This window comes from Tenacibaculum sp. MAR_2009_124, from assembly GCF_900105455.1.
Lineage (GTDB): Bacteria > Bacteroidota > Bacteroidia > Flavobacteriales > Flavobacteriaceae > Polaribacter.
Window position 1 is genome coordinate 351,696 of the sequence record NZ_FNSF01000007.1, and the last position, 13,166, is coordinate 364,861.

The 13,166-nt window shown below is 32.7% G+C and carries 9 protein-coding genes; 3 read left to right on the forward strand and 6 right to left on the reverse strand.

What is annotated here, in order from left to right; all coding sequences use genetic code 11:
- Positions 1-11: 11 nt before the first annotated feature.
- The 3 genes from BLW23_RS18450 to gcvP all read right to left on the reverse strand — a co-directional run bounded on the left by BLW23_RS18450 (position 12) and on the right by gcvP (position 5,709).
- Positions 12-680, reverse strand: coding sequence for a TonB-dependent receptor (locus tag BLW23_RS18450; protein ID WP_093672635.1), 669 nt, complete (start codon positions 678-680; stop codon positions 12-14).
- A gap of 174 nt (positions 681-854) precedes the next feature.
- On the reverse strand, positions 855-2,519 hold the full coding sequence (locus BLW23_RS18455; protein ID WP_093672637.1) for a hypothetical protein: 1,665 nt from the start codon (positions 2,517-2,519) through the stop codon (positions 855-857).
- Between the two features lie 340 nt (positions 2,520-2,859).
- Positions 2,860-5,709: an aminomethyl-transferring glycine dehydrogenase gene (gene gcvP, locus BLW23_RS18460; protein WP_093672639.1), complete on the reverse strand. Its 2,850-nt coding sequence runs from the start codon at positions 5,707-5,709 to the stop codon at positions 2,860-2,862.
- Positions 5,710-6,116: 407 nt separating this feature from the next.
- Between gcvP and BLW23_RS18465 the strand changes: the two genes are divergently transcribed.
- From BLW23_RS18465 to BLW23_RS18475, 3 genes are all read left to right on the forward strand, one after another.
- Positions 6,117-6,656, forward strand: a complete 540-nt coding sequence (locus BLW23_RS18465) for a UbiA prenyltransferase family protein (RefSeq protein WP_255362829.1) — start codon at positions 6,117-6,119, stop codon at positions 6,654-6,656.
- Positions 6,657-6,780: 124 nt separating this feature from the next.
- Entirely contained in the window at positions 6,781-8,682 is a 1,902-nt protein-coding gene (serA, locus tag BLW23_RS18470) for a phosphoglycerate dehydrogenase (protein ID WP_410529758.1), read from the forward strand.
- Between the two features lie 17 nt (positions 8,683-8,699).
- On the forward strand, positions 8,700-11,222 hold the full coding sequence (locus BLW23_RS18475) for a T9SS type B sorting domain-containing protein (RefSeq protein ID WP_093672643.1): 2,523 nt from the start codon (positions 8,700-8,702) through the stop codon (positions 11,220-11,222).
- A gap of 6 nt (positions 11,223-11,228) precedes the next feature.
- Here BLW23_RS18475 and BLW23_RS18480 read toward each other — a convergent pair whose 3' ends face one another.
- Genes BLW23_RS18480 through BLW23_RS18490 form a run of 3 tightly spaced genes read right to left on the reverse strand, consistent with a single transcriptional unit; the run spans position 11,229 to position 13,107 of the window.
- Positions 11,229-11,684, reverse strand: coding sequence for a DoxX family protein (locus tag BLW23_RS18480; RefSeq protein WP_093672645.1), 456 nt, complete (start codon positions 11,682-11,684; stop codon positions 11,229-11,231).
- A gap of 56 nt (positions 11,685-11,740) precedes the next feature.
- Positions 11,741-12,307 (reverse strand): Crp/Fnr family transcriptional regulator, encoded by a 567-nt coding sequence (locus BLW23_RS18485; RefSeq protein WP_093672647.1) that lies wholly within the window; start codon positions 12,305-12,307, stop codon positions 11,741-11,743.
- A gap of 5 nt (positions 12,308-12,312) precedes the next feature.
- On the reverse strand, positions 12,313-13,107 hold the full coding sequence (locus tag BLW23_RS18490) for an IclR family transcriptional regulator (RefSeq protein ID WP_255362830.1): 795 nt from the start codon (positions 13,105-13,107) through the stop codon (positions 12,313-12,315).
- Between the last annotated feature and the right edge of the window lie 59 nt (positions 13,108-13,166).

Below are 13,166 nucleotides of genomic sequence, written 5' to 3' on the forward strand. Positions count from 1 at the left end.
GCATAAAAGCCTTATAGAAAAATTGCTAATCCAAAAACTAAGTTTTCTGAATTGAAGTCTAAATCGAAATTGTTAGACGTGACTTGTTGATAAGGGTTATCTGATATTGTGGTAGCGATGTTGTATGTTAAAAAACCAAAACTAGCCTCAAAGGCTATTTTTTTTGTTAGAAAAAAAGTTATTCCTGGTCGCACTCCTAATTCGTAAATATCCGAGATGTTGTTGGTTATAAGATATTCATTTGGAAATGTTTGAATACTTTCTATATTCTTTTTGATATGAGAGTACCTTAGCTCTCCTTGCAAGGAAAATAATAGTTTTTTGTCAATATTGAAGAATTTTTTTAAGAAGGCAAAAACGCTATAAGAGTTGTATTGTTTGTTATATGTGAAGTTACTGCCATTAAAATTTTCATTATCATTATGAGTTATACTTCCACCTGCACCAATGGCTAAATTATCATTAAAAAAATAACCGAATTTAGGAGAGATGCTATATCCGAAGGTTTTACTTTCTGGAGATCTGTCAACATTATTTATATTTCTATTTTCAGAGGTAAGAGCTAATCCTCCTGATATATAAAAGTCACCACGGTAAATTGTTGTGACCTGTCGTCCAATTTGGCAATAGGAGTTTGTAGATAAAAATAATGGTATAGCAATTAATAATAGTCTTTTCATAAGACCGATTTTAAATTTATTGCAAAAATATTTTATTGTTTAGTATGAACCTAATTTTTAAAGGAAAACATAATGGTGTCTAATAAAAAAAACAAGCTTCTTGTCAGGAAGCTTGTTTCACGGTTAAAAAAATAGGTGAAAATCAAAAGATAGTAATAATGATTCCCTATATTGTTAATAAACGTCGGATTTGCCTATTTTAAAGTTAAATATTTGTGTATTGGCTGGATAATATTCTTCTCCGTTGTTTATTACGTTCGATTGACTAGCTCTGCAGTACACAATGTTTGATTCATTGGGAAAAACTAAAGAACTGGTAACATTAGAGTTTGTTTCAGGAAAGTTAGGGAATTCGAAAATAGTGAATGCACCATGGTAGTCAAAAACTCTATTAAGATCTGCCAGAAATGTGTTTGCTGGACTGCAAGCTTTTACGGGAGCATCAAATGTTCTTGTAATGTTTAAGTTAAGATCAAGTTGATGATTTTCCCAAAATATGTGTTGTGTGTCTTGTGTAAGGAATAGTTCGTGAGTTTGATTGGTAACTAGTGATGTGCTAATAGGAGTAGTGTTTAAAGTCAATAAGTTGTTACTAATTGAATATTTATAGAGCTGACCACTATTAGAACCACTTTTACCACCATAGATTGCGTTATTTAGAAAGCTAAATTTTATACCATTGAAGGTTATAGGGTTTACAATTGGTCCAATTAGTTTGGTACCAGAATTACCATCATAAATTGTAAATTTAGAACCGTTCATTGCGGGTGAATTGCTGTAACATAGCAAGGTGTTATTCATTGCGATTTCTATTTTTTCAATTCCCCATCCGTCTGTATGCGTTGTAAATGTTGTGTTTTCTAAATTACTAAGATCGAGCTTTGTAATTTTATCACTTCCAATTTGAGATAAGAAAAGATGAGAAGCATTTTGAGAGATTACGAAATCTGTAAAAAAATCTTCTTTTAGTATATGAGAGGAAATTTCAAATGTTTCATCTGTTTTGTCGATAACAACAAGTCCATAGTCACTAGCAGAGTAGTTTCTATGACCAACAAGTGCATATAATCTTGGTCTGATTGGGTCTTTTATGATTTTTCTTAAGTAATAAGGGAACTCAATGAATTCACCTGGGTGCATACTTTCGATATTGCTTCCGATAATATGATCTTTTGGTACTTCCGTTTTTACAACGATTTGATAATTTTTATCTTCAGTAAGAGAAGCGAAGTCTTTATAGTCATATTCTAAGGTGTTAATATCATGTATTTCAGAAATGGGGGTAAAGTCTTCACTAAATATTTGATAAGAAACAAAATCGTCTCCATTATACTTCGTCCAATTTAACTTTACTGCCTTACTCGTATTGTTTGCTGTTAATTTAATATTATTAGAAAGCATAATGGAGTCTTTCGAAATAATATCTTTTCCGTTAATAGACGCCTCAAAATATATGGTATGTAAACCTGTACTAAGGTTTTCGTGAAGATCGCTCTCAAAGTAATTATTAGGAGTACCTTTAAAAAGGATACCGTCAATATTACTTCTCCACACAATTTCAATATCGGTATTGCTAAGATCTGATGAATTGTTGGAATAATTTACATGGATACTTCCTTGAAATAGTTTTTTAACTTCAGGATCCTCAAATATTCCATTTACTCCTTGATTAGAAAAAGAGTAGTCTCTTGTTTGAATAGGAGAGTTAATTTTTGCAGAAATATCTATAATATCTACAGTTTGATCTGGTTCTGTGGGTTCAATAGGGGCCAATTCTTCTTCATGGGCACAACTTCCGAATATTGTTATAAATAACAATAATAATGCATGATTTTTCATTTAAGATTAAGGTTAAGGTTGAACTTTTAGGGGGGTAGTAGCCTTAAACTTTTGATTTGCTAAATTTTAGATAAGAAATTTATTCTATTTCTAATATTTACTAGATTTTAGATTGGGTGGATCTAATTTCTTTCCTAAAGATATGAAGTCTTTAAAGTTAACTTGCTCAGTTTTCTTTGAGTGATAGTAGTTTTTCGGTTAAGAGTGAGTAAGTTAAGGTGAATGGTTTTTGTTCTAGTTGGGCTTTGTGAATTGTTTGATTTATAAGCGATTAGAAGCAATGGTGGGAGTGGGGTAGAAAAAGAAAAGGAGTAACTTTCAAGTTACTCCTTATGTATTATTAAGCGTCTATATAGTCTTCAATTGGATTACAAGAGCATATTAAGTTACGATCACCGTAAGCATCATCTACACGACGTACGGTTGGCCAAAACTTGTTTTCAGCGATATAATCTAAAGGAAAAGCGGCTTCCTTACGAGAATAAGGTAAAGTCCACTGATCTGAAGTAAGCATTTCTTGCGTATGTGGTGCATTTTTCAATACATTATTGGTGTTGTCAGCAGAAATAGTATCAATTTCTTTACGAATAGATATTAAAGCATCGCAAAATCGATCTAATTCTTCTAAGCTTTCACTTTCAGTAGGTTCAACCATAATAGTTCCTGCTACAGGGAATGAAACTGTAGGAGCATGGAAGCCATAATCCATTAAGCGTTTTGCAATGTCAACAACTTCAATACCATCTTTTTTGAAAGATCTACAATCAAGAATCATTTCATGAGCAGCTCTTCCCATTTCTCCAGTGTAAAGAGTGTCGAAATGTCCTTGCAAACGCTCTTTCATATAATTAGCGTTTAAGATAGCATATTTTGTAGAGTTTGTTAATCCATCCGCACCCAACATAGTAATGTATCCATAAGATATTAAGCAAGCTAAAGATGAGCCCCAAGGTGCTGCTGAAATTGCTGTAATAGCTTTTTCTCCACCAGTAGCGATAACTGGATTGGTAGGCAAGAAAGGTACTAATTGAGGAGCCACGCAAATTGGTCCAACTCCTGGTCCTCCTCCTCCGTGAGGTATGGCAAAAGTTTTATGTAAATTTAGGTGACAAACATCGGCTCCAATAGTTGCTGGATTTGTAAGTCCAACTTGAGCATTCATGTTGGCACCGTCCATGTATACTTGACCTCCATTGTCATGTATGATTTGCGTAATTTCTTTAATGGCTTTTTCATATACTCCATGTGTTGATGGGTATGTCACCATTAATGCCGCTAAGTTGTCCTTGTGTAATTCAGCTTTAGCACGTAAATCTTCTACATTAATATTACCTTTTTCATCAGTTTTGGTAACAACAACTTTCATACCAGCCATTACAGCCGAAGCAGGGTTCGTTCCATGTGCCGAAGCGGGAATAAGGCAAATATTTCTATTGTGATTACCATTTGCTTGGTGGTAAGCTCTAATAACCATTAAACCAGCAAACTCTCCCTGAGCTCCTGAGTTAGGTTGTAATGAAGTTCCAGCGAAACCTGTAATTACATTAAGTTGACTTTCTAAGTTTTTTAATACTTCTTGGTAACCTTCTGCTTGGTCAATAGGAACAAACGGATGAATATTACCCCATTGAGGATTGCTTAAAGGTATCATTTCAGAAGCAGCATTTAACTTCATAGTACATGATCCTAATGAGATCATAGAATGATTTAAAGCTAAATCTTTACGTTCCAATTTCTTTATGTAACGCATCATCTCTGTTTCAGAGTGATAGGTGTTAAATACTTCGTTCGTTAAAAAGTCAGTATTTCTTAATAATTCTTCAGGAATGGCATCAGTTGAGCTGAACTCATTTATAGTAATGTCTTGAATATTGAAAGCTTGTTCGAAGCAATCTACTATCGCATTAATTTCTTTTAAACCAACCGTTTCGTTTAATGAAATCGATACATGATTATCATCAATATAATTAAAGTTGATACCATTAGATTCAGCTGTTTCTTTCAATTTATGAGTTTCAACTTCAACTAAAATAGTATCAAAATAAGAAGAGTTCTTTTGTTTAAACCCTAGTCTACCTAAAGCAGCAGTAAGTGTTGTCGCCGCGCTATGAGCTCTGTTAGAAATGTACTGTAAACCTTCTTTACCATGGTATACGGCATACATTCCCGCCATAACAGCTAATAAAACTTGAGCGGTACAAATATTGGATGTAGCTCTTTCACGTTTAATATGCTGCTCACGAGTTTGTAAGGCCATTCTTAAAGCACGTCCACCATCTCTATCTTTGGTTACTCCAATAATCCTTCCTGGAATACTTCTTTTATAAGCTTCTTTGGTTGCGAAATAACCTGCATGAGGTCCTCCGTAACCTAAAGGAATACCGAAACGTTGAGTTGTACCAACAACGACATCAGCGCCAAATTCTCCAGGAGCCTTTAGTTTTACTAAAGATAAAATATCAGCAGCAACAGCAACTTTAATGTTGTTTGCATTTGCAGAAGATACGAACTCAGTATAATCGAATATTTGTCCATGTTTTCCTGGATACTGAACAATTGCACCAAAAAAATCATCTGAAAAATCAAAATTTTCATGGTTTCCAATAATTAACTCAATACCGATTGGAATGGCTCTTGTTTCAAGAACAGATAAAGTTTGAGGTAAAATTTCACTAGAAACAAAGAATTTATTCGCTCCAGCCTTTTTCTTACTCCTTTCTCTTACATCAAAAAGAAGTGCCATTGCCTCTGCAGCAGCTGTACTTTCATCTAATAGAGAAGCATTTGCCAACTCCATTCCAGTAAGATCACAAATTAATGTTTGGTAATTTAATAAAGCCTCTAATCTTCCTTGGGCAATTTCTGCTTGATAAGGAGTGTAGGCAGTATACCAACCTGGATTTTCTAATATGTTTCGTTGTATAACACTAGGTAAAATGGCTTCATGGTATCCTAACCCAATGTAACTTTTATAAACTTTATTTTTCTTTGCCAGCTCGTTAATATGATTTAAGTATTCATATTCACTTAAAGCAGGTTCCAAATTTAGTTCACCATGTAAACGAATGTCATCAGGAATTGTCTCATAAATCAATGTGTCTAAAGAGTCAACACCAATCGTTTTTAACATTTTTTCTTGATCCGCAAAGCGAGGACCTATATGTCTTAATTGAAATGAATTTGTGTTCATTTGTGCTGTTTGTTTTAGGTGGTTCAAAAATAAAGAAAATTGCTGATTTGTAACCTATCTTTTTTTGAGCAAATTGATTATTTATTGTGAGAATATTAATTTCTGGGGAGATATGTTATTTTTGTTTAATGAATTACTTAAAAAAGGGCATAAAATTTTATATAAATTCAAGTATTCATGTAGCGCTGTCCGTGTGTTGTTTTTTGAGAATCACTGAGTTATATTTGGGAGTGCCGTATAATACATCGCTCAGTTATTTTGTTTTCTTCGGAACTATTACTGGGTATAATTTTGTTAAATATGCTGGAGTTGCCAAATTGCACCATAGAAGTTTGACAAAAAATTTAAAGTTGATTCAAATATTTTCCTTCTTCTGTTTTCTTTTTTTTTGTTATTATTTTTTTCATTTGAAGCGAGAAACGAAAATATTAATCATTCCATTTGGAGTTATAACCGTGCTATATGCAATCCCTTTTTTTGGTGGTTTTAGAAAGAATCTTCGTAGTATTAGTTATTTGAAAATACTAATTGTTTCGTTAGTTTGGAGTGCCGTTACCGTTATTCTTCCAGCGTATGATTTTGGAGTAAATAAACTGGATATAATGAATATATTGTTGATGGTTGTACAAAGGTTTTTATTTGTTTTTGTATTAATCCTTCCTTTTGATATTCGAGATATGAAGTTTGATGCTATTTCTTTGCAAACAATTCCAAAAAAAATAGGACTTAAACAGACTAAAAAAATGGGGTTTGTTATTCTATCAATTTGTCTGATTTTAGAATTTTTGATTGATGGGAATACCAGCTTTTCGAACGTGTTTGTGGTTGTGTTTTTTATAGTTTTGGTATTCTTAATGAGGGCTTCAGAGGATCAGCCTTTTTTTTATAGCTCTTTGGGAGTGGAAGCTATTCCTATTATATGGTGGTTTTTACTTATACTTTTGTAGGTTATACATGGAAAAAATGATTTTCTTTAAGTAAAACTTAGTCAAACCAAAAATGTTGTGGTTTTGTGATACTTTTTTAACAGAACCTTTGTAATTTGCACATCACAACACAATACACTAAACCATGAATACAGTGAGTACTATAAAACGAAATTTTATATTTGATTTTGACAGTACGTTAACTAAAGTTGAGGCACTTGATGTTTTAGCTGAAATTACTTTGACCAATAATCCAAAAAAAGATGAAATTATTCAGGGAATAGTTAATTTAACAAACCTTGGAATTGATGGGGAGATTTCATTTACGGAATCTTTGGAGCGAAGAATTCAATTGTTAAATGCTAAAAAGTCTGATTTAACCCTTTTAATTGATGAATTGAAAAAGAAAGTTTCAAAATCGATAGAAAGGAATAAAGAGTTTTTTGAAAACTACTCAGACGATATTTATGTAATATCTGCTGGTTTTAAAGAGTTTATTGTTCCAATTGTTGAAGAATATAATATTCCTGCTAATAGAGTGCATGCGAATACATTTGAGTTCGATAAAAATGGAACCATCGTTGGTTTTGATAGAGATAATGTTTTATCGAAACACAACGGTAAAATAAAGTGTTTGAAAGATTTAGAGCTTGAAGGAGAAATTCAGGTTATTGGAGATGGTTACAGTGATTATGTAACGAAAGAAGCAGGAGTTGCGGATAAATTTTTCGCATATACCGAAAATGTGCTAAGAGATAAAACAGTTGCAAATGCCGATCATATTGCACCAAATTTAGATGAATTTTTATTTATAAACGATTTGCCAAGAAATATATCATACCCAAAAAATAGAATTAAAATGCTTTTGCTTGAAAATGTTCATGCAGATGCTAAAATGAGATTAGCCGAAGATGGGTTTTCGGTTGAAACTGTGTCAAGAAGCTTGTCTGAAGATGAGTTAGTAGAAAAGATAAAAGATGTTCATGTTTTAGGGATTCGCTCTAAAACTCAAGTTACTAAAAGAGTAGTTGAGGCAGCTGAGAAATTAATGGTAGTTTCTGCGTTTTGTATTGGAACGAAACAAATAGACCTAGAAGCATGTAAAGAGAGAGGAATAGCAGTTTTCAATGCACCATATAGTAATACACGTTCAGTAGTTGAATTGGCAATTGGAGAAATTATCATGTTAATGAGAAGCGTTTTCCAAAGAAGTACGGAAATTCATAACGAACAATGGAACAAAACAGCACAAGGATCAAGAGAGGTTAGAGGTAAAAAACTTGGAATTGTTGGGTATGGTAATATAGGAAAGCAATTGTCTGTACTTGCAGAAGCTTTAGGAATGGATGTTTATTACTATGATGTTGAGGATAAATTGGCTTTAGGGAATGCGACTAAGATTAATTCACTTAATGAGTTATTAAATATTTCAGATGTAATTACGTTACATATTGATGATAATGCAGCCAATAAAAACTTTATAGGTAAAGAGGAAATAGCTCAAATGAAAGATGGAGCTCATTTAGTGAATCTTTCAAGAGGTTTCGTTGTTGATATTGATGCCTTAGTGGATGCCCTTAAATCTGGGAAAATAGCTGGAGCAGCTATAGATGTATATCCTGAAGAGCCAAGGAAAAATGGAGGGTTTTATACAAAGCTAAAAGGGTTAGATAATGTTATTTTAACGCCTCATGTTGGAGGGAGTACAGAAGAGGCTCAAAGAGATATAGCCGATTTTGTGCCAAGTAAAATTATGGCTTATATTAACTCTGGGAACACTGTAGATGCTGTAAACTTTCCTAATATTAGATTGCCAAAACATAAAAACGCACATAGGTTTTTACATATACATAAAAATGTACCAGGTATTATGGCTAAGATTAATGAGGTTTTAGCTAAATTTGAATTGAATATTTCGGGACAATATTTATCTACTGATGAGAAAGTAGGTTATGTAATTACTGATGTAGATAAAAAATATAATCAAGAAGTTATAAGTGATCTTAAGAAAGTTGAAGGAACAATTAGGTTTAGAGTTTTGTACTAGTTGTTTGAAGTAAAAATATGAAAAACATTATTGGATTTCTCGTATTGTTATTTACGAGTCATGTTTTGTTGGGGCAAAACGATTGTGCAACGCCTTTAGTTGTTTGTGGGAATGAAGGTTTTAATAATATAGAAGTTTCTGGACCAGGAACACAGGAGTTAATAGGTACCAATTCATGTGCTAGCCAAGAACATAATAGTTTATGGTTTGATGTAACTATAAAAACCGATGGAACCCTGGCTTTTACACTTAAACCAGAGTCTAATGATATAAATGAGGATTTCGATTTCTTCGTTTTTGGTCCTAATGCAAGTTGTACTAACCTTGGGCAAGCAATTCGGTGTTCAACAACCAACCCAGCAGCTGCGAGCTTATCATCTAATCATACAGGAATGTCTGTTTCTGCAAATGATACTACCGAAGGACCAGGACCAGATGGAAACAGTTTTGTGTCGGCAATCGATGCTATTGCAGGAGAACGATATTTTATAGTTATAGATAGACCTATAGGTAGTAGTAATTTTACGATAGATTGGACAGGAACAGCGGAGTTTAATGATGCTCCAGAAGCAGAAATTCCAGTTGGAACAACTATTGATTTAGAAGAATGCGATAGTACATCTCCACACGATGATCAGTTAACAGAGTTTGATTTGACTCAGAACGATTTTATCATAGGAAGTCAAACGGGTGTTACTATTAGTTATTACGTCAATAATACTTTTGCAAATACAGGTGAAAACCCAATTGCGAATCCTAGTTCATTTATAAATACTTCAAATAACCAAACAGTATACGCTCGTTTAGAAAATACAATTACTGGTTGTTATAATGTTTCTGCTTTTAATCTAACTGTTGTTAATGGAGCTTCGGTTCAGGAGGCTAACATTGAAGAGTGTGATGAAAATAATGATGGTTTTACGAGTTTTAATTTAGCAAGTTTAAATGCTTTAGTTTTAGTTTCGGGAGATCCAAATGATTACAGTTTTTCATATCATTTGTCAGCGAATGATGCTCAGAATAATACAAGTAACTTATCTAATGTTTATACAAATGTTGTTCAAGATCAGCAAGAAATTTATGTTAGAGTTGTGAATTTGTCGAATAACTTTTGTGTTAGCACTATAAAAGCTAACTTAATTGTTTTATCCTCTCCGGAAGTAGTAACCCCGGTTGAATTAAAACAGTGTGATGACGATACGGATGCTGTGACGTTTTTTAATCTTGAAGAAGTGAAGAGTAAGATTTCTGTTAATCATACATCTGAAACTATTACATTTTACGAAAGTTTGAGTAATGCCCAAAATGAAGTAAATGAAATATCTGATATTACAACTTATGAAAATAATACGCCCTCAAGTTCGGTAATATGGAGTCGTATTGAGAGTTCCAATGGCTGTTATAAAACAGCAGAAATTAATCTAGTGGTATCAACAACTAATATTCCTGATAATTTTATGAGGGAATTTGAAGCTTGTGATTATGTTCAAAGTTCTAATGATTCGCCTCAAGATGGTATCGCAACTTTTGATTTTAGCTCCGTAGATGTGGAAATAAAAAACATGTTTACAGCATTGGGGCAACAAATATCTGTGAGTTATTATGAGAGTCAATTGGATGCTTTAGCAGAGAATAACGCTATTCCGAATATTTCTAGTTATAGGAATGAAAATTCTCCATTTCAACAAAATATTTATGTAAGAGTGGATAGTGATTTGGATAACGATTGTTTGGGGTTAGGACATCATGTAACATTAACAGTCAATTCCTTGCCTGAATTCTCTATAGATGCTCCTGAATATATATGTCGAAATTCAACAGCAACTTTAGAAGCAAGTTTAACAAGTATTCAAAATGTTCAATATCGATGGAACTATAAAAATGAATCTTCAGTTTTGGGAGTAAACGAGCAATTAGTTATTTCGAATGAAGGTGAGTATGAGTTGACAGTAACTAATATCGATACAGGATGTATGGATGTAAGAGAGGTGGAGGTTAAATTGTCAAGTAGTCCAGTGATTGATAGAGAGGATATTGTAATTTTTGATGATTTAAATGGAGCTTCAGATGAGTATAAGATTCAAATTTTAAAAGAAAATCTTGGTGTTGGGGATTATGAGTTTAGTTTAGAAAATGAGAATGGAGTACAAACATCTTTTCAAGTATTAGCTGAATTCAAAAACTTAAATGCAGGGAAATACACGTTGATTGTTCGCGATGCAAATGGCTGTCAACCAAATGCGGAACTTGATTTCAGTATTTTAAGATTTCCTCGATTTTTCACTCCAAATAGTGATGGAGAGAATGATACTTGGGTAATTAAAGGGTTAGATCAAAATTTATTTAAACAAGGAGATATTATTGTTTTTGATAGGTTCGGAAAAATAATTTTTAAAGATTCTGTTTTTGGATTAGGTTGGGATGGGAGTTTTCAGGGAGTTGAGTTGCCTAGTAATGATTATTGGTTTTCTCTTAATTTAACCGATGTAAGTGAGAATTCTTATAATTTCGAAGGACATTTTTCTTTGCTTCGAAAGTAGGTTTAGTTATTGCTTTATAATTGTAAAAAAATACGACCATCCAATAAATAATAATTGTAGTGGAATACGAAACCATAAATAGGAAAGTCCGTTTCTATTATAAGAGCCAGTTTGATAATTTAAATTTTCCATACTAGCCTTTATATTTGTCGGTAGTATAACTATAAGAAAAACAATCAATATCCATCCAAATATGGGTCGGAGATTCGTTGAAAATAAACTAATTGAAATTACTATTTCTAGAATACCTGTTAAAATAACCAAGTGGTTTTTGTGCGGTAAGAAATCAGGAATCATTTTAATCATTCCTTCTGTGAAGATGAAGTGTCCGAGCGCTGTAAAAATAAGCATAATTGACATAGCTATTCTGCCAGCGAAAATATAGTTAATGCTCTTTCTGGTTAGCTTTTGAACCAACAATGTGATGATAAATGTAGACAATAGAATGATTAATGGTTTCATGATAAAAAGTTTCGTCAAAATTGAGAAAGATTGTATCATTAAACAATGAACTTGGGTTAAGAAATCCGCCTTCGAATTCTACTTAATGCCTGAGGGGTTACACCAATGTACGATGCAATGTATTTAAGAGGGATTTCTTTGAATAATTCAGGTTTCTCTCTAAACAAACTTAAGTAGCGTTCCTCAGCTGAATAATTCAATAAGGATAACTCTCTTTTCGATTTTATAAGAAATAGTTCTTCAGCACATTTTCTCCCAATTTCGTTACCAATCTGAGTATTTTTGTAAATGTCTTCTAAATCATTAAAATTTAGTCTGTGCAATGTTGTTGTAGTCAATGCTTGAATACTATATTGACTAGGACTTTTTGTTAGAAAAGAATCGTAAGCACTTACAAAGTTGTTTTCAAAGACAAAACCGAAAGTAAGGTCATTTTCAATCTTTGGAATATAGAGTCTAACTGCTCCCTTTTTAATAAAGGATAAGTGATTTTCTGTTTCACCTTTTGATAAAATCAGTTCTTTTTTCTTAAGAGTGACTTGTTTTAATTTAGAAGAAAAATAAAACCAGTCGTCATCTGAAATATTTGCAATCGATTGCAATAGTATATGTAACTCTTTCATAGAAATTATGGAAGCTTGTCAAAATCATAAAAAGCACTTTCAATATCTTTCATACCTTTGTTTAAAATAGTAATATAGTTCGTAATATTTTCCATTTTAAATCTACTCAAAGGCCCAGAGGCACTAAGTGATGCAATAACGTGACCTTTTTTGTTTCTAACAGGAATAGCAATACATACGAGCCCTGTTTCTAGTTCTTCAATGTCTAAAGCGTATTCTTGATGTTTAATTTTTGTGAGCTCCGCTAATAACTTACTTTTTGAGGTGATAGTACTTTTTGTATAGGGTTCAAATTTAGTATGGTCGATAATGTCTTCTTTTTCGGGAATATTTAAAAAAGAAAGTAGTAATTTGCCTGAAGCTGTTGCGTGCACTGGTTGATAGGAGCCAATAGATGTGTTAATTTTTAAACCATGAAGGCTATCGGCTTTGTCAATATGAAATACTTGTCGTTCTTTTAATATACTAAGTAATACAGTTTCTTGTATGTCTAAAGCTATATGTTTTAGAGGTGTTCTGGTCATATTGGTAATGGCTTTATAAATCGAAACTCGATTCCCAAGCTCAAAGAGTTTACTGCCAAGGCTGTATTTGTCGTTGCTGTTTTGATGAAGAATGTTTAAGGAGCTTAAAGTGAATAACAAACGATAAACCGTACTCTTGTTATATCCTGTTTTTTGAGCGAGTTCTCTAACTCCCCAAGTTTTTTTTTCTTCGGTAAAAACATCTAGAAGCTTAAAAGCTTTTATAATAGATTGGTTGATTTTTTTATCGTCACTATCGGTCATAAAGCAAATCATTATTATCTGATTATTTGCTAAAGTATAAAAAATATGCTAGATTTATAAAACACCGTTTT

Excerpts from the sequence above, each read along its gene's own strand:
- BLW23_RS18485 (WP_093672647.1), bottom strand. The coding sequence starts at position 12,307 with ATGAAAGAGTTACATATACTATTGCAATCGATTGCAAATATTTCAGAT.
- BLW23_RS18450 (WP_093672635.1), bottom strand. The coding sequence starts at position 680 with ATGAAAAGACTATTATTAATTGCTATACCATTATTTTTATCTACAAAC.
- BLW23_RS18475 (WP_093672643.1), top strand. The coding sequence starts at position 8,700 with ATGAAAAACATTATTGGATTTCTCGTATTGTTATTTACGAGTCATGTT.
- gcvP (WP_093672639.1), bottom strand. The coding sequence starts at position 5,709 with ATGAACACAAATTCATTTCAATTAAGACATATAGGTCCTCGCTTTGCG.
- BLW23_RS18455 (WP_093672637.1), bottom strand. The coding sequence starts at position 2,519 with ATGAAAAATCATGCATTATTATTGTTATTTATAACAATATTCGGAAGT.
- BLW23_RS18480 (WP_093672645.1), bottom strand. The coding sequence starts at position 11,684 with ATGAAACCATTAATCATTCTATTGTCTACATTTATCATCACATTGTTG.
- BLW23_RS18490 (WP_255362830.1), bottom strand. The coding sequence starts at position 13,107 with ATGATTTGCTTTATGACCGATAGTGACGATAAAAAAATCAACCAATCT.
- serA (WP_410529758.1), top strand. The coding sequence starts at position 6,781 with ATGAATACAGTGAGTACTATAAAACGAAATTTTATATTTGATTTTGAC.